At 46.3% G+C, this 22,373-nt stretch carries 15 protein-coding genes and 1 other annotated feature; of the genes, 13 read left to right on the top strand and 2 right to left on the bottom strand.

Features of this window, described 5'->3' with window-relative positions; genetic code table 11:
• Window positions 1-251 precede the first annotated feature (251 nt).
• The 10 genes from C1712_RS04755 (at window position 252) to greA (ending at window position 17,244) form a co-directional block, all read left to right on the top strand.
• Complete coding sequence (locus C1712_RS04755; RefSeq protein WP_102267284.1) at window positions 252-6,458, top strand: MSCRAMM family protein; 6,207 nt, start codon at window positions 252-254, stop codon at window positions 6,456-6,458.
• 306 nt (window positions 6,459-6,764) lie between these two features.
• On the top strand, window positions 6,765-10,271 hold the full coding sequence (gene nifJ / locus C1712_RS04750; RefSeq protein ID WP_102267282.1) for a pyruvate:ferredoxin (flavodoxin) oxidoreductase: 3,507 nt from the start codon (window positions 6,765-6,767) through the stop codon (window positions 10,269-10,271).
• 161 nt (window positions 10,272-10,432) lie between these two features.
• Window positions 10,433-10,993: a GNAT family N-acetyltransferase gene (locus C1712_RS04745; protein ID WP_102267280.1), complete on the top strand. Its 561-nt coding sequence runs from the start codon at window positions 10,433-10,435 to the stop codon at window positions 10,991-10,993.
• 126 nt (window positions 10,994-11,119) lie between these two features.
• Window positions 11,120-11,317: a binding site (T-box leader), on the top strand.
• A 38-nt stretch (window positions 11,318-11,355) separates the two neighbouring features.
• On the top strand, window positions 11,356-13,977 hold the full coding sequence (gene alaS / locus C1712_RS04740; RefSeq protein ID WP_102267278.1) for an alanine--tRNA ligase: 2,622 nt from the start codon (window positions 11,356-11,358) through the stop codon (window positions 13,975-13,977).
• A gap of 52 nt (window positions 13,978-14,029) precedes the next feature.
• The gene (locus C1712_RS04735; RefSeq protein ID WP_102267277.1) at window positions 14,030-14,284 is read left to right on the top strand and encodes an IreB family regulatory phosphoprotein; all 255 of its coding nucleotides are present in this window, start codon (window positions 14,030-14,032) and stop codon (window positions 14,282-14,284) included.
• The gene (gene ruvX / locus C1712_RS04730; RefSeq protein ID WP_102267275.1) at window positions 14,284-14,697 is read left to right on the top strand and encodes a Holliday junction resolvase RuvX; all 414 of its coding nucleotides are present in this window, start codon (window positions 14,284-14,286) and stop codon (window positions 14,695-14,697) included. Before C1712_RS04735 ends, ruvX begins: the two co-directional genes overlap by 1 nt.
• Window positions 14,698-14,754: 57 nt before the next feature.
• Window positions 14,755-15,006 carry a DUF1292 domain-containing protein gene (locus C1712_RS04725; RefSeq protein WP_102267273.1) on the top strand — a complete coding sequence of 84 codons (252 nt, stop codon included), beginning with the start codon at window positions 14,755-14,757 and terminating at the stop codon, window positions 15,004-15,006.
• Complete coding sequence (gene mltG / locus C1712_RS04720) at window positions 14,993-16,075, top strand: endolytic transglycosylase MltG (protein WP_245858064.1); 1,083 nt, start codon at window positions 14,993-14,995, stop codon at window positions 16,073-16,075. Before C1712_RS04725 ends, mltG begins: the two co-directional genes overlap by 14 nt.
• Window positions 16,076-16,090: 15 nt before the next feature.
• On the top strand, window positions 16,091-16,723 hold the full coding sequence (gene udk / locus C1712_RS04715) for a uridine kinase (RefSeq protein ID WP_102267271.1): 633 nt from the start codon (window positions 16,091-16,093) through the stop codon (window positions 16,721-16,723).
• Window positions 16,724-16,764: 41 nt separating this feature from the next.
• Window positions 16,765-17,244: a transcription elongation factor GreA gene (gene greA / locus C1712_RS04710; protein ID WP_102267269.1), complete on the top strand. Its 480-nt coding sequence runs from the start codon at window positions 16,765-16,767 to the stop codon at window positions 17,242-17,244.
• 80 nt (window positions 17,245-17,324) lie between these two features.
• Here greA and C1712_RS04705 read toward each other — a convergent pair whose 3' ends face one another.
• Together C1712_RS04705 and C1712_RS04700 are read right to left on the bottom strand one after the other, a co-directional pair.
• Window positions 17,325-18,956: a potassium/proton antiporter gene (locus C1712_RS04705; protein ID WP_102267267.1), complete on the bottom strand. Its 1,632-nt coding sequence runs from the start codon at window positions 18,954-18,956 to the stop codon at window positions 17,325-17,327.
• Window positions 18,949-20,262, bottom strand: a complete 1,314-nt coding sequence (locus C1712_RS04700) for a CCA tRNA nucleotidyltransferase (protein ID WP_180963078.1) — start codon at window positions 20,260-20,262, stop codon at window positions 18,949-18,951. Before C1712_RS04700 ends, C1712_RS04705 begins: the two co-directional genes overlap by 8 nt.
• Window positions 20,263-20,358: 96 nt before the next feature.
• Here C1712_RS04700 and mnmM point away from each other — a divergent pair, with 96 nt between their 5' ends.
• The 3 genes from mnmM to C1712_RS04685 are packed head-to-tail and all read left to right on the top strand — an operon-like array spanning window position 20,359 to window position 22,084.
• Window positions 20,359-20,889, top strand: coding sequence for a tRNA 5-(aminomethyl)-2-thiouridylate-methyltransferase MnmM (mnmM, locus tag C1712_RS04695; RefSeq protein ID WP_102269754.1), 531 nt, complete (start codon window positions 20,359-20,361; stop codon window positions 20,887-20,889).
• A 51-nt stretch (window positions 20,890-20,940) separates the two neighbouring features.
• Complete coding sequence (gene srtB, locus C1712_RS04690; RefSeq protein ID WP_102267263.1) at window positions 20,941-21,732, top strand: class B sortase; 792 nt, start codon at window positions 20,941-20,943, stop codon at window positions 21,730-21,732.
• Complete coding sequence (locus C1712_RS04685) at window positions 21,722-22,084, top strand: LiaF transmembrane domain-containing protein (RefSeq protein ID WP_102267261.1); 363 nt, start codon at window positions 21,722-21,724, stop codon at window positions 22,082-22,084. The genes srtB and C1712_RS04685 overlap by 11 nt, the downstream gene beginning before the upstream one ends.
• Window positions 22,085-22,373 lie beyond the last annotated feature (289 nt).

Here is a 22,373-nt window from a genome sequence, read left to right as displayed (position 1 = left end):
AGGCTGTTTTTTTTGTTTGATCAAGCAAAGGCCGCAAGGGCATAAAGCCTTCTGATAAAAAAGGATTATTTTTATAGATATCGGCAAGATGAGCAGTACAGATAAATGCGTTGTAGCCAAACAGTGCATGTCATTTTAGTGCATTTCGATAAATCTTAGGCTAATTTCCGGGATATGGGCACAATTTTGGGCATTCGTTCATATAATGCAGTGTAATCAGTATGTGTTTTCAATGAAGAAGGAGGAAACGGATGAAAACATGGGGTATTTATACACGACAGTTTGCCCGGTTTGCACTGCTCAACCATGTCGAATTGAAGGATAAAAGTCAAATTCACGTTACTTTGGAAGTGAAAGATGAAAACGGACAGGCGATGGGCGGCATGTACCAGGCCGTCATGGGGACAGTTTCAGGAAGAACGCAGCACTATGCGATCCAAGTGGCGGAAAACGGCAGCGGGGAAAGTGTGATCTATGATGTGGATCCGGAGCTGGTCAGCATCTCGATTGCGGATGCGTGCGGTGATCCATTGATGAATCAGGAGCAGTATGCGATCAGTTATTTTGTGGATGGGGTGGAAGCGCAGGAGAACTTTGCGAAATTCACCGTATGCAAGGAAGTGCATGAAGTGCTGATCGTGATGGAACAGCTGCGCTATGCATCGCTTTCCCTTGTACTGATGCGTCAAAATCCGATCGGCGATACGATTTCGCATGAGGAAGACGAAGTGTTTACTTATACGCTGCATACACCGACCCGGGATATTTGCATGACGTTAGACTGCCGGAATGACTGGCGTGCGGAATGCAAGGGTCTCATGCAGGGCGTATATGAATTGTGTGATGAAAATGTATATGAGGGAGAAGTGTGTCATTATTTAGATGGTGAAGTCAGCGACTGCCGCTTTTTATTAGAAGGGGATCATACGCTGGTAATCAATGAAGTGATGACGCATTGTTCGATCTTGACGGTGCGCTTTGCTTCGGATTGTGAGGAAAGCGAAACACGGGTGCATATCGTAAGCAGCGATCACTGCTTTGATGAGTGGTTTACGCTGTGCAGAGAAAATCATTATCTGCTGGAACTGGATGATCTGCCAAACGGTGTTTACAGCATCCAAAGCGATGATGATGGTTTATGTTATCAGGTGGACTGTGATCGGGTCAAGGAAAACTATGCGTTATTGCGCTTAGAGGGCGGCGAGCATCTGATCGAGCTGATCCGCTGTGATCATACGCCTGCCGATATGCAGGGGAATTTGAAGATCCGCAAATTTATCAGGGACGAATATGGGCTGGAGGTGGATCCGGCCTGCGATGAAGCATTTGCGGTGCGTGTGTGCGGATGTGGGAAAGACGATGTTTATTATCTGAACGCATCTAACAGCTGGAGCGTGGATATCGGCTGTTTATGTGCAGGCACTTATACGATCGAGGAACAGTGTGATTGTGAATATGAAGTGAATTATCGGATCAACCGCGGTCGCATGCAAAGTGAAGCATGTGTGGAAATCGATCCGGAATGCCGCACGCTTGTAGAGATCATCAACGAACGGAAAGCGAGCGGAAAACTGATCATCAGCAAGTATGTGATGAAAGAGGACGGGTGCTGGCATCGTCCAGATGAAGCCGATGTATTCTATTTTTCCCTGCGAGGATTTGATTATCGCAATATGATCACATTAAACTGTGAAAACAACTGGTATGCGGTCATTGACCATTTGTGCCCGGGCTGTTATGAATTGAAGGAACACGGCAGCTGCGATGAGGTCTGCTTCAGTGTCGATCACGGCTGTATGCAAAATCATGGCAGGGTTTGTTTAGAGGGCGGTGACTGTAAAGAGATCGCGGTCTATAATCGAAACAAAGGGCAGCGTTATGGCAGCTTGAGCGTATCAAAATGGATCAATACGGCATGCGGCGATCTGGTAAGACCGGATACCACCCAGCGTTATGAGGTCATCGTGGAAAGCGATCATCAGATGTATTCACTCTGTCTGCATGCGGGCAATGGCTTCTGTGCCCTTTTGGATCGTTTGGAGGAAGGCTGCTACCGCATCAGTGAGCTGCATGAAGAAGCGCAATATGTGGTAAATGGCAAAGCGCTTCCGAAAGGAGAATGCGCGAGCGTCATGGTGTGCGGCAATGATCATGAGGTGGCGATCATCAACGAAGAAACGCCGCGGGCTGCATTGCAGATCGAAGCGCTGTTTGTGGATGGCGATGGCAATACCTGTGAAATGGGAGAAGCGCTGCGCGTATGCTTACAATCCTGTGCATATGAGGAAGAAATCGAATTGAATGAAGACAACAACTGGTGCATGTGTTTGACGGACCTGCCGCAAGGAACCTATCGCATTACCCAGCTGAGCGATAATGGCTGTTTGGTTCGCTATGTGGTAGAGGGCGTATGTCGGCCTTATGCGAATGTGGTCGTCAAAGACAGTGATGTGCATGTCGTACTGGAAAATCAGATGCCGTGCTGCGCACAGCGGGTAACGCTGCGTAAATTCGTGAGTGATGGCGAACGTCGTTTCACCCCGAAAGAGGAAAGCTATCATCTGCGCATCTACAACAAATGCTTTGATGCGGCGATCACTTTGCATGCGGATAACGGATATTGTTATGTCTTGCACGATATGCAGCAGGGCACTTACTATGTAGAAGAAGACGGCTGTGATTTCGACATGTATGTAAACAATGCGCCAAGCGATCATACTTTTACAGTAGGACAGGAAGATGTGAAAGTCGATATCGTCAATTATTTGGAAACCAAGACCCGCGTATGCTTTGAACAGCGGTTGGTCGATGAAAACGGCTGCGCCTTGCCGCTGTGTGATCCAAGTACCTTCTATCTGCGCTCACAGGAGGAAGAGTGCTGCTTTACGCTCAGCGCCGACAATGATTTTGAACAGTGCATGCTTCTGCGTAGCGGGGTCTATGAGATCGCGGAGGAGAACGATTTGGATATTACGCTGTGCATCAATGGCAAAGAGAGCAGTTCCGGCCGCTTTGAGGTGGGAAATCGACCGCTTTCGATCCAGATCATTGCGCACTGCTGTCTGCGTCACACGCTGTGTGTAGAAAAATGGATCCGTCATAACGGCATGCTGCGGCGCCCGATGCAGGATGAATGCTTTGAAATCTGTCTGATCGCGGAAAACGGCATGAAGCAGTATGCGACCATGGATGCCGGCAGCGGCTGGTGTGCGGTATTTGATGATCTGGAGCAGGGCTGCTATGAGATCAAAGAAGGGATGGATGACTGCTATGACGCTTCATTCATCATCAATGGCAAAGAGCAGGAAATGGGTACCTTTGCATTAAGCGATCATGATCTGGATATCATGCTCATCAACACGCCGTTAGCGGAAGCAGCGCCGGAATATACGCTCACCCTATGCAAGCGGATCGATGGTGCCGGCTGTCCTGATGAAAAGGAAACCTTCCATTTTGTCATAAGCGGCATGCGTGAAGAGCAGGTAACGCTGGATGCGAAAAACCAGTTTGAGGCAAAGCTGCGTTTACCGAAAGGGGAATATCAGATCAAAGAAGAAAATGCTGATCCGATGCAGGTAACGTATTATCTCAACGGACAGCAGTTAGCCAAGGGAGCATTCCACTTAAAAGGCAATTCTTCTTTGGTGGCATTAAATGAACGGCCGAAAGAGGTAGGCAATTTGCATTTGCGGGCCTTTGCAATAGATGAAGAAGGCAATGAGAGTGCCTTGGATGTTTCAAAGATCGAGGTACAGATCGAAGGCATCGGCACTTCTAAGACGATAACCTTAAAAGCGATGGAAGGCTTTGCCCAAAGCGTCGCTTTAGAGAAAGGCCGTTATGAAGTAAGTGCGCAGTCACTAGAGCAGTATGAAAAACGGAACTATCGTATCGACGGGGGCAAGCTTCGCTCTTATGCGTTCATCTGCATGCGTGATGAGGATATTTCGGTAGAGATCATTTACAGCAAGATGAAAGGCAGTTCGCTGCAGATCAGCAAATTCATCAAAGATGAAGCATGCGGCTGTTTGATCAAGCCACAGGAGCAGGAGGTATTTCAGGTAGAGGTCAGCGGTGAGATGCGCAAGACGCTGATCCTTTCCTCCAGCAATCATTGGAGCGAAACGCTGCATGATCTGCGCAGCGGTGATTATTTGATCAGTGAAACGGGCAGTGATCGTTATTTGACCACGTATCTGGTAGACGGCGTGTATCAGGAAAACGGTCATGTGCGTTTGGGGGATGGTCATCATCAGGTGCAGATCATCAATACGCCGATCGCCCAAAGCGGCAGCATCACCTTGACCAAGCGCTTGCGTGGAGCGGGGAATACGCTCATTGAACCGACGCGCCGCGATCGTTTCGTGTTTATGGTAGAGGGCGATCAGTATCGGGAAGAAGTGATCTTGGATCGAAGCAATGCGTTCCAAAGCGTATTGGAAGATCTGCCGGCCGGTGTTTACACGATACGGGAAGCGCAAGGGGGACGCGTTACGTATCTGATCGATGGGGAAGATGTGGGCAGCATCGCCCAGATCAGCGTACAAAGTGACAAGCATCAGGTCATTGCGATCAATGAATCCCGCAGCGGCGGACAGCTACGCATCGATAAGGTCATGCGCCGTCTGGATGGTACGTTAGCGCGGCCGCAAACGGATCAGCGTTTTACCGTTCATATCACCCGTTCCGGATTTAGTGAATTTTATGAACTGAATGAAGCCAATAACTGGATCTTGGAGCTGTCGCTGGATAATGGTTTATATGTGGTAAATGAGATCGGCGGCGCTTATGACACCACTTATATTTTAGATGGTCAGGGAGAGACGAGCTTTGGCAATGTGCAGATCCAGGATGATGTGCACTACTTGCAGATCATCAATACCGAAAGGCGCACTGCCACCGGCAGTATCGCTTTAAGCAAAAAGGTGCGTGATGAAAACGGTGTTTTACAAGATCCGCCGATGTCTGCATCATATGACTTTCTGATCAGCGCGCCGCGCTTTCAGGAAACGGTAACGCTTGATCAAAGCAATCGTTTCCGGATGGTTTTGAACAATCTGGAGCCGCGCACGTATGTGATCAGCGAACAGGGAGAAGAAGCCAGCTTTATCATTGACGGCGGGTATGAGGTGGATTTTGCCAATGTGCAGGTAAACGGCGATGCCCATACGGTACTTGTGATCAACGCCATGCCGGCATTTGGCAATTTGCGGCTGGAAAAAGTGATGCGTTCGCCGCAAGGCGTGCTCGTTTCACCGCAAAGCGATCAAAGCTTTGAGATCCACATTTCCAAGGCGGGCTACAATGAATACTTTGTCTTAAATGAAGCGAATCAGTGGCGTTTACAGCTGCAGTTAGAGCCGGGAACGTATCATATTCGTGAAAACGATGATCGCTATGAGACTACGTATGTGATCGATGGACAAAGTGAAGTGAGCTATGCCAATGTAACGATCGACGCGCAAGTCCATGATGTGCAGATCATCAACACGCAGCGAAGCACCAATCTGCATATCAGCAAGACGATCAGAAGCGCTGCCGGCGATATTCGCACGCCTTCTGATGAGCAAAGCTTCCGTGTGCATATCAGCGCGTCCGGCTTTAATGAGTTCTATGATCTGAATGCGAATAATTATTTTGCCTTGGATCTGACGCTGCCAGATGGGCAGTATGTCATAAATGAAGTAAGCGGCGGTTATGATACGACCTATATCGTCGATGGACAAAGTGAGGTCGGCTATGCGAACGTAACCATTCAAGGGGATAATCACAATGTCCAGATCATCAACAATGAGCAAAGCGGCGGCGGCAGTCTGCTGATCAGCAAGTATGTGAAAGCGGCAGACGGCACTTATACTCGGCCAAGTGCCACTGACAGCTTTGAAGTGACGTTGTCATCGGAAAACTTTTATCAGATCTATACGCTCAACGCTGACAATCTGTTCACGGAAACGATCGATCATTTGCCGGCCGGCATCTATGATGTGGTGGAAAGCGGATCTGCGTCTGACACGGTACGCTATGTGGTGGACAGCGGCGCCGCCGGCGACAATGCCCGCTTTGTCATCAATAACAGCGCGCACACGGTGCGGATCTTAAACGAACGCGGCAGTTCGCAAAGTTCGATCCAGCTGCTGAAGTTTATCCGCCGCGGCGACGATTATGTAAAGCCGCAGCCTGAGGAAGTTTTTACGGTGCGGATCAGCGGCGCCTATGAAACGGATGTGATCTTAGATGCTTCCAATAACTGGGACTATACGCTACAGGATCTGCCGCAGGGCGATTATAAAGTAGAGGAGATCAGCGGACGTTATCCGATCGTACGCTATTCCTTAAACGGCGGCAATCCACTTCCGGTATGTGAATTTACCATCGTCTCTGACAGCCGCTACCTGGTCGGCATCATCAACCGGGAAAGCAGCGTCAATGCCACGACCGTAAAAATGGTATTGGAATAAGCGATAAACAACATCGACAAGCAGAAAGCAGGCACGGTCTAAAAGACTGTGCTTTGCTTTTGATCGGTTTGCATGCCTGCTGATACTGTATGAGGAAGTAAGAGCACGGTGCTTGATTTACCATATAGGTGCACTTCTAATAGGATGACGCTGGCAAAGGACATAGAAAATCGTGCAAAAATTCACAAGTTTTCAGAGGCTTGATGAGATTTCAGACAAAAACTCGTAAAATCATCGGATTTTCCTTTTACAAACGAAGTGAAAAGTTTTATAATAAATAAGGACATTATTCAAGGAGGAATTAAGATGACAAAACAGTTTATGTCAATGGACGGTAATACCGCAACAGCACATTGTGCCTATGCGTTTACCGAACTAAGCGCGATCTATCCGATCACTCCGTCCTCACCGATGGCGGAAGTGGTAGATGTTTGGGCTTCTCAGGGCCGTAAAAACATCTTCGGAAGCATTGTCAAGGTTGCGGAATTACAATCTGAAGGCGGTGCTGCCGGTGCGGTACATGGCGCTTTGCAGGCAGGCACGTTGTCGACTACGTTTACCGCGTCTCAGGGTCTGCTGCTGATGATTCCAAACATCTATAAAATGGTAGGGGAATTGTTGCCGGGCGTACTGCATGTATCCGCTCGTGCACTGGCGAGCCGCGCCTTAAATATCTTCGGCGATCACGAAGATATCTATGCTTGCCGTCAGACCGGTATCTGCATGCTTTGTTCTCATTCCGTACAGGAAGCGATGGACTTGGCAGGCGTTGCCCATTTGTCCGCAATCAAGGCAAGCGTTCCGTTCATGCATTTCTTTGATGGATTCCGTACTTCTCACGAGATCCAGAAAATCGAAGTGATGGATACCGATGTATTCAAAGACATGGTGGATAAAGAAGCGCTTGCGGCTTATCGCAAACGCGCATTGAACCCGCATACCAATCCGGTAACCCGCGGCGGTGCGGAAAACGATGATATCTTCTTCCAGGGGGTAGAAGCCCGCAATGAACACTTTGCGAAAGTGCCGGATATCGTTGCGGATTACATGAAACAGATTTCCGAAATCACCGGTCGTCATTATGCACCGTTCACTTATTATGGTGCAGAAGATGCAGAACGCATCATCATCGCGATGGGTTCGGTAACCGAAGCTGCGAAAGAAACGATCGACGCGTTAATGGCAAACGGCGAAAAAGTCGGTATGATCAAAGTGCATCTGTATCGTCCGTTCTCAGTGAAATATCTGTTGGACGTACTGCCATCCAGCGTAAAACACATCGCTGTACTGGACCGCACCAAAGAAACCGGCGCAACCGGCGAACCGCTGTACTTGGATGTACTGGCGGCATTAAAAGATCGCAAAGATCTGCGCATCATCGGCGGGCGTTATGGTTTAGGTTCAAAAGATACACAGCCTTACCACATCAAAGCGGTATTCGATCATCTGAAAGAAGCAGAACTGATCAATGGCTTTACCATCGGTATCAATGACGATGTAACGCATTTATCATTGCCGTATGATGAAACGTTTAACGTAACCGGAGACTATACTTCTTGTCTGTTCTGGGGTCTTGGATCTGACGGTACGGTTTCTGCCAATAAATCGACGATCAAGATCATCGGTGATAATACGGATCAGTATGCACAGGCTTACTTTGCATATGACTCTAAGAAAGCCGGCGGCGTTACGCGTTCACATCTGCGTTTCGGACATTCACCGATCCATTCTACTTACTATATCAACAATGCGGACTTCATCTCCTGTTCATTAGATGCTTACATGTTCAAATATGACATGGTAAGAAATCTGAAGGACGGCGGTACGTTCCTGTTGAATACGACTTTCTCCAAAGACGAGATCGTAGAACATATGCCAAACCGCATGAAAGCGCAGTTGGCGAAAAAACACGCAAAATTCTACATCATCAATGCGACGCAGATCGCTGCGGAAATCGGTATGGGACGCCGTACGAACACGATCTTACAGTCTGCTTTCTTCGCATTGAACGAACAGATCATGCCGTTAGAACAGTCGCTTGATCTGATGAAGCAGTTTGCGAAAAAATCTTACAGCAAAAAAGGCGATGCGATCGTGCAGCTGAACTACAAAGCGATCGATGCCGGAAAAGACGGCATGGTGGAAGTAAGCGTAGATCCGTCTTGGGCAGATCTTCCTTATGATGCAAGCCGCAAATTGACCGGCGATGAATATTTTGATAATCATGTTGCGGTAATCAACGGTTTGGAAGGCTATGACATGCCAGTCAGCGCTTTCACGAAATACAATCTGCTGGACGGCAGTATCCGCAACAATGTCGCATTTGAAGAAAAACGTACCATTGCGGTACAGGTACCGACATGGCATCCGGAAAACTGTATCCAGTGCGGCATCTGTTCCTTCGTATGTCCGCATGCAACGATTCGTCCATTCTTATTAACGGATGAAGAAGTGGCAAATGCGCCGATGGAATTCAAGTCGCTGCCGGCAATGGGCAAAGGCGTTGAAAACATGAAATATCGGATCCAGGTATCTCCGGCAAACTGTGTCGGATGCGGCCTCTGCGTTGTGGAATGTCCGGGCAAAGCCGGCAATAAAGCGCTGGAAATGGTAGATATCAATGAAAAACTGGATCAGGAGCCGTTAGCAGACTACCTGTTCAAGCATACGGAATACAAGACCGACTACTTCCCGGTAGATACGGTAAAAGGTTCTCAGTTCGCAATGCCTTACTTTGAAGTATCCGGGGCATGTCCGGGATGTGGTGAAACACCGTACTACAAACTGGTATCACAGTTATTCGGACGCGATATGTTGGTTGCCAATGCGACAGGATGTTCGATGATCTACTGTTCTTCAACTCCTTCTACACCGTTTGTCAATGACAAAAACGGCGAAGGTGTGGCATGGGCGAACTCGCTGTTTGAAGACAATGCGGAATTCGGTTATGGTATGGCTTTGGCACAGACCTATAAAGAAGGACGTATCTTGGAAACGATGGAAAACAACATGGACAATGTGGAACCGGCATTGAAAGAAGCGTTTGAAGCATATATTGCGGCGCACAACGACCGTGATGCACAGCGCGCCGTAGCACCGACCATCAAAGAGCTGGCCGCAAAATCTGATATTGAAGCGGTAAAGGCATTAGTGGATGAAGATCTGGTATCGAAATCCATCTGGATCGTCGGCGGCGATGGCTGGGCTTATGACATCGGATACGGCGGTTTGGATCATGTGATCGCCAACAACCTGAATGTCAATGTATTGGTATTGGATACCGAAGTGTACTCTAACACCGGCGGTCAGTCCTCTAAATCCTCTCAGGCATCTTCGATCGCGAAGTTTGCGGCTGGCGGTAAAGCGACAGCGAAGAAAGATCTGGGACAGATCGCAATGGCTTATGGACATGTCTATGTCGCACAGATCTCCATGGGTGCCAACAAGGCGCAGACCTTAAAGGCATTAAAAGAAGCGGAAAGCTATGATGGACCATCTTTGATCATCGCTTACTCGCCTTGTGCAGAACACGGTATCAAGGGCGGCTTGGCAAACCATCAAAGAACACAGGCCAAAGCGGTAGAATGCGGATATGTAGATCTGTACCGTTTCGATCCAAGAAAAGAACAGCCTTTGACGATCGATTCTAAAGAACCGGATTATGACAAGTTCAATGACTTCATCATGAGCGAAACACGGTACGCACAGTTACCGAAGCTGAAAGGTGAAAAAGCATACGAATTGTTTGAAAAGACAAAACAGGATGCACAGAAACGTCATAAACGTCTGGTACATTTAGCACAGAATCAGTAAATAGGATAAAGAAGCGTTTGGGTAACTCTTGCGCTTCTTTTCTTTTTATGCGGAAGGTGCATTTTTCATCGCTTTTGATGATCCTTGCAGAAACACACTTGTGCTTATTCCTTTTGATTGCTACAATAAGGAAGAATGAAAAGTCGGAAAGGAAAAAATATATGAATATAGACGTTATCGGTAAGAAAGACGGATTTGTAATTCGTCTAGCTAAAGCAGAAGATGCGATTGATTATTACGAACAGAATTATTGTCCTTTAGACAAGGAAGTGGCACGACTGACTGGCTGCAAAGAAGCGTTTTCAAAGGAAGAAGTCATATCCTTTTTCATGAAATCGCTTGAGGAAGATGATCGGTATTTCTTTTTGATTATAGCACCTAATGGAGAAATCATAGGAGAAAGCGTAATCAATGAAATTGATTGGGATTTGAAGTGTGCTAATTTTCGTATTGGTCTTTATCGTCAAACGGAAAGGGGAAAAGGTATTGGTACATGGGCAACGGAAATTACACGCGATTTTGCTTTTGAAGTGTTAAAACTACATCGTTTAGAATTAGATGTATATTCATTTAATGCCAGAGCTGAAAAAGTATACTTAAAAGCAGGGTTTCAGCGAGAAGGTGTTTTAAGAGATGCCGTTTTAGATGGAGAGAAGTATGCAGATGATATTTTAATGTCGATTTTAGAAAGTGAATGGAAGGAATTGAAAAAAGCAGAATAACTAAGCCTAGTATGTAGGTGGTGCAGAACAAAATAGTATGAAAAAATCAATTAGCTAAGAAGGTGCATTTTTCATTGCTTTTGATTGACAATTCACGGCTTAGATGATATGCTTTCTACGTTATCAAACAAAGCGATGAGAAAGGATAAGTACCGTGATCGGACTGCTCATGCAGAGAGGAAGTGGCTGGTGAAAACTTCTTGGGAGCGATGATGGGAAGCTGCTTTTTGAGCTTTGCGCAAACGTCTGGCGTTATAGACAAGTGAGGGCATATCAGATAAACTGATATGAACTAGGATGGTACCGCGATGATTCGTTCCTAGAGGAGCGGATCTTTTTTATTGTAAAACAGGAGGAAACAGATGAAACAGCTAACAGGAAATCAGATCAGAAAAATGTTTTTGGATTACTTTGCTTCCAAAGGACACATGGTGGAACCGGGAGCGAGCTTAGTACCGCACAATGATCCTACACTGCTTTGGATCAATTCCGGGGTTGCGGCATTAAAAAAATATTTTGACGGCAGCGAGAAGCCAAAATGTAACCGCATCACCAATGCGCAGAAATCGATCCGTACCAACGATATTGAAAATGTCGGCAAGACGGCACGGCATCATACGTTTTTTGAAATGCTCGGTAATTTTTCCATCGGCGATTATTTTAAGCCGGAAGCGATCCATTTCGCATGGGAGTTTCTGACCGATGAACAGTGGATGGCGATCCCTAAGGAAAAACTGTATATTTCCGTTTATACGGACGATCAGGTTGCTTATGATGTATGGACGAAGGAATGCGGGGTCGATCCAAGCCATATCTTAAAGACAGATGATAATTTCTGGGAGATCGGAGAAGGGCCGGGCGGACCGGATTCAGAGATCTTTTTTGACCGTGGAGAAGCATTCGATCCGCAAGGGCTGGGTGAAAAGCTGTTCTTTGAAGAACTGGAAAACGATCGCTATATTGAAGTGTGGAATGTCGTATTTTCACAATATGACTGTAAGCCGGAACTGCCAAGAAGCGCCTACAAAGAACTGCCGCAGAAGAACATTGATACCGGCATGGGCTTAGAGCGTTTGACTTGTCTTGTGCAGGGCGGGGAAACCAATTTCGATACGGATCTGTTTTTACCGATCATTCATGCGACGGAACGCTTCAGCAATATCACTTACGCGCAGGATAAGATGACGTATCGGGTCATTGCCGATCATATCCGCACGGTAACCTTTGCATTAGCAGACGGCGCGTTATTCTCCAATGAAGGACGCGGCTATGTATTGCGACGGGTACTGCGGCGGGCAGTGCGCTTTGGCCGTCGTTTACAGATCAAAGGCGCTTTCATGTATCAGCTGGTACCGGTCGTTTATGAGATCATGAAGGATTTTTATCCTTACATCGGTGAAAAGATCGAATATATCCAGAAATTAGTGAAAGCGGAAGAAGAGCGTTTCCATGCGACGCTGGCTGATGGTGAAAAACTGCTGAGCGAAGTGATGGGGCAGGCGAAAGATCATCGTATTGACGGTGCGACGGCATTCAAGCTATATGATACCTATGGCTTCCCGATGGAATTGACGCTGGAGATCGCTGAGGAAAACGGCTTTACAGTGGATAAGGAAGGTTTCGACAAAGAGATGGCAAAACAGCGGGAAATGGCGAAAAATGCGCGTGAAGAGGTACAGTCCATGGCTTCTCAGTCTAAGGATCTGATGGATTTTACCGATGAAAGCACGTATGAGGGATATGAACAGTTTGCCTGCGAGGCAAAGGTGATCGCCCTTTTCCAAAACGGGGCAAAGGTCGATGCATTGACAGACGAAGGCGATGTGATCTTAGATCATACGGTTTGTTATGCGGAAAGCGGCGGTCAGATCGCGGACAGCGGAGTGATGGAAAATGATCATTTCCATGCGGTGATAAACGATGTGAAGAAAGCGCCGCATAAGCAGCATCTGCATCATATTCAGGTCGAAAAAGGAACCTTGCGGGTCGGTGATGCGATCCATGTCGCCATTGATGAAACCAAGCGGAAATTGACAACAGCCAATCATTCCTGCACACATTTGTTGCAAAGTGCCTTAAAAGCTGTGGTCGGTACGCACATCCAGCAGGCAGGTTCTTATGTATGCGATGAATATCTGCGTTTTGACTTCACCCACTTTGAAAAAGTCAAAGAAGAACAGCTGGAAGAAATCGAAAAGCTGGTCAATCGCTTTATTTTAGAGCATCATGCGGTCAGTGTTTCCTATCTGCCGATCGAAGAGGCGAAAAAGACGGGAGCGACGGCGCTGTTTGACGAAAAATACGGTGATATCGTACGTATCGTAACGATGGGCGATGTATCAAAAGAGTTTTGCGGCGGCTGCCATGTGAGCAATACCGCGGATATCGGTATCTGCAAGATCGTATCTGAGGAGAGCATCGGTTCCGGTATCCGTCGTATTACGGCAAAGACCGGCTATCATGCGTATGAGGAATATCATGCGATGGAACATGCGATGAAGCGGATGAGCGCGCAGTTGAAGTTAAACAGCATCAACAAGCTGGAAGACAAGGTCGCACAAATGGCTGAAGAAATCAGTCAGCTCAAGAAAGATAACGCTGCTTTGCACGCTTCGATCAATGCGGCAGGGGCAAAGGCGCTGGCTGCTGAAATGGTTGAAGTAAATGGTCTGCACGTATTGGTAAAAGAAGTGCGCGGCATAGATAACTTAAAAGATCTGGCAGCTTCCTTAAAGGATCAGAAAGCAAACAGCATCGTCTTTTTAGCACAGGCAAACGGCGATAAGGTCATCTTTGCGGCTGCGGCGGATCAAGGTGCATTAGCAAGCGGCGTGCATTGTGGCAATTTGGTCAAAGAAGCGGCGGTAATCTGTGATGGAAACGGCGGCGGTCGTCCTGATCTGGCACAGGCCGGCGGTAAAAATGCAGGCGCTTTGGCACAGGCATTACAGGTAATTCAAAATAAACTCGGTTTGCCACTTTAATTTTTAATCGAATTAGGGTACAATATACCATATAGGAAAAGGGGGTAATACCATGAAGGATATTACTGAAACGATGTCATTCAAATCTGACGAGATCAGACGTGACAACATCAAGCATGTATTGCGTTTGGTAAAAGAGGCTTTGGATGAAAGAGGTTATAATTCGGTCAATCAGCTGGCCGGCTATCTGATCTCCAATGATCCGGCTTACATATCCAGTCATAACAACGCCCGTTCCATTATCCAAAGCGTGGAGCGCTATGAGATCATCGAGGAACTAGTGCGTTCCTATTTGGAAGAAGAGTAATGCGCGTACTGGGCTTGGATTTAGGGAGTGTAACCTGCGGTGTAGCTGTCAGCGATATGATGGGCATGGTAGCGCGTGGGGTATTGACCTTGCGCTTTCCCGCAGATGATTATGCGAAGGCCGCTGAACTGGTCAAAGAACAGATCGAGGAATTTCAGGTGAAAACGGTCGTGCTGGGCTTGCCTAAGCATATGAACGGCGATATCGGAATTCGCGGTGAGATCTGCATCGCATTCAAGGAAAGATTAGAGGCATATGGGGTGGAGGTCGTTCTTTGGGATGAACGTTTGACGACGGTTGCGGCAAGTCGGATCCTGATTGCGGCAGATGTATCGCGAAAAAAACGGAAAAAAGTAATCGACCAAATGGCCGCTGTGCAGATTTTACAGAGTTATTTAGACAGAAAAGGGTAAAAGGGCGATACGCCCTTTCTTTTTAAGCAAACATCGAACTGATAGGAGGATATACGAATGCTGGAAAGTAATACTTTATTTGTGACAGACGAAGATGGCAATGAAATGGAAATGGAGATCTTATTCACGTTTGAAGATGATGAACAGAAGCGTAAATATGTCGTATTCTGTGATCCGCAGCAGGAAGAGGAAGTATTCGCCTCTGCTTATGATGATGACGGACATTTGATGCCGGTGGAAACACAGGAGGAATGGGATATGATCGAAGAAGTGATAGGAGCGTTCAGTGAAGAACATGAAGAAGCTTAAAGAACAAATCATGTCGATGAAGCGCATCTATTTGGTTTTAGCAGGCGCAGTGATCGTTTTATTGATCGCTTGCATTACAATCGTGCTGCTTTATCAAAATGCGCTGCGTCCGGTTTCATCAAAGTCCAAAGAAGTACAGTTTGAGATCAAAGAAGCGGAAACGATGGACAGCGTGCTGACGCGTTTAGAGGAAGAAGGCATCATCAAAAGTGCGGCTTTTGCGAAGTGGTATGTGAAATTTCATGATGCCGGGCATATCAAGGCAGGGACATTCGTATTGGATACAAGTTGGGATACAGCGGAAGTATTGGCTTATTTGAACGATGCGAATGCGGCTTTGGCAAAGCAGGCGACGATCACGCTGCCGGAAGGAATCTGGGCAAAGGAAATCGCCGCCAAGATCAGTGAAGAGACCAGTGTGTCAAAAGAGGAACTGCTGGCGCTTTGGAATGATGAGACGTTTTTGAAAAAGATGATCGAGCAGTATGACTTTTTAGATGAATCGATCTTAAACGATGCTTATCGGGTCAAACTGGAAGGCTATTTGTATCCGGAAACATACAGTTTCTTAAAAGAGAGCAGTGCGGAAGAAATTACGGTGCGTCTGTTGGATGAATTTGACAAGATCTATCAGGAATATCGGAAAGACTTTGAAAAAAGCAGTCTGTCAACGCATGAAATCGTAATACTGGCTTCGATGATCCAGTTTGAAGCAAGCAAGGCTGAGGACATGTATTTGGTATCGGGTGTGTTCTATAACCGTTTAGGCATCGATATGCCGTTACAGTCATCGGTAACGGTGTGCTATGCGCTTTATAATGATTTTGCGCATGCATCGGATTGTGAAACGAATGCGGATATCGACAGTCCTTATAATACTTATCAACATAACGGCTTGCCGATCGGACCGATCTTGAATCCGGGCAAGGTTGCCATTGATGCGGCTTTGCATCCGCAGGAAAGCGATTATCTGTATTTTATCGCCGATATATATGGAGATGGCACCGTGTATTATGCCAAGACGTTTGAAGAACACAGCGCTTTGGTAGCGAAGTATCTGAATCAGTGAAAGCAGGTGTAAGGGATGAAAAACAAACCGATCCTGATTGGAATCGCGGGGGGCAGCGCTTCTGGCAAATCGTCGATCTCCAAACAGTTGAAAGAAGCTTTTGAATATACGAAATCAGTCGTGATCATCAGACAGGATGATTATTATAAAGATCAAAGCGAAAAAACGATGGAAGAACGGGTAAAGACGAATTATGATCACCCTTTCGCTTTTGATAATGATCTGTTGGTACTGCATATTCAGGAATTGTTGCAGCGGCATGCCATCTTAAAGCCGACTTATGATTTTGTTCACCATACGCGCAGTGAGCTCGTGGAAAATGTGCAGCCATGCGATGTCGTCGTGTTAGAAGGATTATTTGTGCTGGAAGATGAAGAACTGCGCAATTTATGCGATATTAAGATTTTTGTGGATACCGATGCGGATCTGCGTTTTATCCGCCGTTTGGTAAGAGATGTGAAAAAGCGCGGCCGAACCTTGGAATCTGTCGTAGAGCAGTATACGACGACCGTGCGGGATATGCACAATCTCTTTGTTGAGCCAAGCAAGCGCTATGCGGATCTGATCATACCGGAGGGCGGACACAATGTCGTGGCGATCGATCTGCTGATCACAAAAATCAGCAGCATCATTGATAAAAGAGCATAAAGTGTGGTATAATACCACGCGTACGAATAGGAGTGAACAACGTGACTCAAGGTAAGAAAATTTTAGTAACAAAAGAAGGTTTAGATGAGCTCTTAAAAGAACAGGAAAATCTGATCCATGTCGTTCGTCAGGAAGTTATACAGGAGCTGCAGGAAGCGCGTGCACAGGGCGACTTGTCGGAAAATGCCGATTATGATGCGGCGCGGGATCGTCAGGCACGGGTGGAAGCGCGTATCCGGGAACTGGAAGTCATGCTTGCCAATGTCGAACTGATCGATGAATCGCCAAAAGGCAACAATAAGGTGGTAAAGCTGGGAAGTACGGTGCGTATCTTAGATCTGGAAAGCAACGAAGAGGAAGAATATACGATCGTAGGATCGATCGAATCAGATCCTTTTACCGGCAGACTTTCTAACATTTCACCGCTGGCAATGGCATTGATGGATCATAAGGCGGGACAGGTCGTGCATGTGGAGCATGTCGATGAACCTTATGATGTCAAGATCCTCGAATTAAAATAAGCGATCGTGTGTGAAAACAACCGTTATGATGAAAAAAGGGCAAACCGAGAGGTTTCCCTTTTTTAACGTAAAGAGATGAATCAATGGGCAAGCATAGGCGGTTCTTTTTCCGGTTTCAAAATGACATCACGTTCACAGGCAATGAGCACATCGCCGCTTTGTAAGATCGTCGTGCCGTCCGGCACAAAATAGTCATCGTTTCGTCTGATGAGAATGATCAAGAATTTTGCGGTATCCATGTCTGCCAAAGGAGAACCGATCCACTGTTTATGTTTGGATAATGGGATTTCTTCCATCTCCAGCTGTATTCCGTTTTCTCGATTGGTGGTTACTAAAACCAAATGATCATGATAGAGCAGTTTTGTTGCACCATCCGGAACAAAGGCTTCATTACCGCGTTTTAATAAGACTGCGATCATTTCCGGCGGCATTTCGATCTCCTGCAGCGTTTTATCGATCCAAGGATGATGACGGCTGATCTGTACATGAATGAGCTGCATGGCGGTTTCTTCCAGATAGTCGTTGAACGTGCGGGAAGTATCGTTGCTTTCATCAATGACATTGAGCCATTTGGCGGCCTTTGGCAGCAGCATGCCCTGTAAGGTGATCGACAACAAAGAAACGATCATCACGATATGAAAAATGTCAAAATCGGTATAGGCAGGAGAGAGCACCGCGACGATCGCGAAAACGATCGAAGCAGCCCCACGCAAGCCGCACCAGGATAAAAACAGTTTTTCTTTGATGCTTAATGAAAAAGGAATCAGACAGAGAAAGACGGCGATCGGACGTGCGAAGAAGGTAAGCGCCAAAAAGATGATCAAGGCGCTGAAGATCGCGTCCGGTAACTGTGAAGGAAAAGAAAGCAGTCCCAGCATGAAGAATAAAACGATCTGTATCATCGAAGAAATCGAATCAAAGAAATGGATCTGTTCAGCTTTCTGCGGGAGCTTGCAGTTGCCAAGGATCACCCCGCAGAGGTAGACGCTCAAAAAGCCGTTTCCTTTGATCAATGAAGCAAACGCATAAGCGAGGATGACAAAAGCAGCCAATAAAATGCTGTTTAAGCCGCTTTCTTTGATCTTGAGAAAACGAAATACCAAAAGCGTACAGCCGGCAATGAGAATACCGCTGCCGATGCCGAGCAGGATCTGCTGGAGCGACAAGAAGAAAATCGAGGTCTCACTGCCGCTTAACAATGATAAAGCGATCATGGTCAACAGATAGGCAAAAGGATCATTGCTGCCGCTTTCCATCTCCAAGATCGGCGCCAATCCTGCTTTGAGGTTCAGTTTTTTCATACGCAGAATACTGAATACGCTGGCGGCATCGGTAGAAGCAAGCACCGAAGCGATCAAAAATGATTCTAACCATGAAAACGGCAGTAAAGCATGACAGATCGCTGCTAATGCCAGTGCGCTGATGACGATACCTGCGGTCGCCAATAATGAGGCTTGGGCGATAAAAGGACGCGCCGCTTTCAGATTCAAACAAAAACCGCCGTAAAACATGATAAAGATCAAAGCGAGATAACTGACATTCTCCGCCAGTGCATAATCATCAAAATGAATCTGAAAGAAGCCGTCGCTTCCAAATGCCATGCCCAGCAGTAAAAAGACGACCAGCGCCGGCATGCCGATGCGCACCGATAATTTAGAAAAAACGATGCAGAGGATCATGATGCAGGCACATAATATTAACAGTTCATTCATGGCGTTCCTCCTTTTCTTTTAAGTAAGCGATCAAAGTATCGCGCTGATTGGCATCCGGATGGGCAATCACATGATCAAGCAATTCTTTTTTGATTTCACCGATCGCTTTCCCCTGGTAGCCTAAGGCGGCGATGTCGTGTCCGTTGATCGCCAGATCATGCAGATGGATGGCAGGCTCTTTCTGCATTTCTTCCAGCCGTTTTCTACAAAAGCGGATGATGTCCAGCTTATCCTTTGCCAAGGCGGGATTTTTTGCACAGTCATCGGCATACTGCACTTGCAGGATCGCAAAGGCCAGGGGATAGCGATTATCCAGTTTGCTTAGAAAACGGCGCAGAAAGACGTCTTTTGGCTGCATATAGTAATCATGATAGGTGATCAGCAATAAAATATCCTTGCGCATCTTGGTCGGATAGCGATATTCTTTTAAGATGGCATCGGCTAATTCCGCACTTTTTGCGGCATGACCATGATAATGTGCGATCAGGCGGTCATCATAAGTACGGGTAAACAACTTCCCGCAGTCATGAAAATATAGGGCGAGCTTGACGATCAAAGGTGCGTTTTTGCTGTGTGACAAAGCGATATCGGTATGGGTAAGTAAATCGTAAGGATGCCATGGATTATCCTGTTGAAATCCTTTCATCGACGCTAAAAGCGGAAATAATACAGTTAAAACACCATATGCTTCTAACTGCCCCAACAGGTTTTCACTGTTGCTTTCTAACATGAGATGAAATTCATCACGCAGTCTTTCCTTGGCAACATGTTTTAACAGCGGCACATTTTTTTTCAAAGCCGCCGCCGTCTTTTCTTCAATGACAAATCCTAACTGCATCGAAAAGCGAATGGCGCGCATGATGCGCAGGGCATCTTCCTGAAAACGCTGATCGGGATCCCCGACGCAGACGATCTGCTTCTTTTTCAGATCCTCTAGGCCATGATAGGGATCATAAAGAATGCCTGCTTGATCATATGCCATGGCATTGATCGTAAAATCACGGCGGGAAAGGTCTTCCTGCAGCGAGTCGGTAAAGGTCAAAACATGAGGATGGCGATGATCTAAATAGGCGCTTTCTTTGCGGTGCGTCGTTACTTCGATCACTTCTTTCGCTATCACGATGCCGATCGTTCCATGCTTTGATCCGCTTGTAACCAGCGGATATTCTTGAAACAGGTCAAGCAGCACATCCGGCAAGGCATCGGTTGTCATATCATAATCATGAACAGGGCGCTTCAGTAATTGATCCCGTACACATCCGCCGACTAAATAGCAGCGATAGCCGGCCTTTGTCAAACGCTCCATGATTGTTTTTGCTGATGGGGGAATTTGCACTTTCATCACTCCTTTACTTATTATATAATGAATGCGATCAAAAGAAAACGATAAGAGGAAACCGCTATGAAGAAAATGACTGTACTGGCGCATGATCTGATGCTGCCATATCTGCATGAACACGCCGTTTGTGCTGATTTTACGATGGGAAATGGCTATGATACACTTTTTTTGGCAAAGCACGCCCGCCGCGTCTATGCCTTTGATATTCAAAAGGAAGCATTTGTCATCACCAAAAAGAAAGCAAAGGAAGCACAGCTTGACAATATCATTTACTGTGAGGGAAGTCATGTGCGGATGTCTTCCTATATCAAAGAAGAGCTGGATGCCGCCATTTTCAACTTTGGCTATCTGCCTCATGGAAGCGAACAACTGACGACCACACTTCTGACGACGAAAGAAGCGGTGCCGCAGGCTTTGCGCTTATTGAAGCGAAAAGGTGTGCTGGTGCTGTGCGTTTATATCGGACATGAAGAAGGCAGGAAAGAGAGCGCATGGCTGGACACCTATGTCGCAGGTTTATCTTATCCTTACTTGAAGATCACTTCTGGCAGTCCTGCTTCTCCCTATCTTTATGTGATCGAGAAGAGAGTTTGATTTGTCTGAGTGAATAAAACATGATACAATAGCACAGAAAAGAGTGATTTTATGAAACAAAAGAGTGAAAATAAAAACAGTAGAAAACGGGTATCAAAATGGGTGTATCGCATCCTGATGCTGATCGCCGCATGTGTATTCGCATACAGCGCCTTTCAATTAGGCAGCATTTATTATGCCAATTATAAAGAAAAGCAAGAAACCGAAGAACTGAAAGGTTCGATCAAGACGGTGAAAAAAAACGGACAGGAAGAGTTGCGCAGCGTTGATTTTGAGAAGCTTCGCGAGATCAATCCGGATGTGATCGCATGGATCATGATACCGGATACGGATATCTCCTATGCGGTGGTGCAGGGTACGGACAACGATTATTATTTGTCGCATACGGTTGCGAAGGAAAGCAACTATGCCGGCGCGATCTTTCTGGATGCCAATGCATCGGCTGATTTCAGTGACATGAATTCGTTTATCTATGGGCATTCTACCAAGCATGGAACGATGTTTACCAATCTGGAGATGTTTCGTGATCAGGCGTTTGCCGATGCCCATCGTTATGTTTATTTGTTTACACCGGATAAACAGTATCGCTGTCCGATCTATTCGATGTATTCCACTTCCTATGATTCAGATTCTTATTTATTAGGCAATACGAACAGTGCGACACAGGGCGCTTATCTGGAAATGGTAAAAGGGCTTTCCTTATTTGACTATGGTGTGGAAGCATCGGCACAGGATCGCTTGATTACTTTATCTACTTGCTCCTATGAAGATGGGGTTGCCAATGAAAGACGTTACTTATTGCATGCGATATTAGAAGAATGGAGTGGTGTAGATGAAAGATAATATGAGTTTCGGCAGATTATGCTTAGGGATTCTCTTTTTGCTGATTGGTTTTGGCTATGCCGGGAATATATTCGGCATTTGGCATTTTTCGATATTCTTTCGTGGATGGTGGACGCTTTTCATCATCATTCCGGCGCTCAACAGCATGTATGAAAGAGGTATCGGAATCTGGAATACCACTTGGCTGCTGTTTGGAGCTTCGCTTTTATTAGGTGAACTGCATATTCTGCATTCACGGGATGTCATGCGTTTTGGCGTGCCGGTATTTTTTATTGTCTTGGGTATTTATCTGTTATTTCATCGAGATGGCGGCAGCAGTGTGCATATTGAAATTCATCGGGATGATGAATAAAAAATCAGGCGTAATATATAGAAAGCGCGTGTCGGCGTGTATGACATTGGCTTTGATACAGATAGAAAATTGCTTGTTCTAGTGACGCATCTTTGCCATGGAGAGAAAAACTATTTTTGCCTCATCAAGTATGAGATGTTGAAAAAATATGAAAGAAGCTGCATGATAGGAGAAACTCGTCAGTAATGGCAAAGCCAGCCGCTTCCGTCCATCATAAAATGAATGGACTTTTCCGTCATGACCGTCAAACCCGCAATATAGGAAAACAGTATTGTTAAAATGATTTGCA

This window comes from Massilicoli timonensis, from assembly GCF_900199515.1.
Lineage (GTDB): Bacteria > Bacillota_I > Bacilli_A > Erysipelotrichales > Erysipelotrichaceae > Massilicoli > Massilicoli timonensis.
The sequence above is the reverse complement of the archived record's forward strand: the minus strand, read 5'-3'. Positions and strand labels throughout refer to the sequence as shown.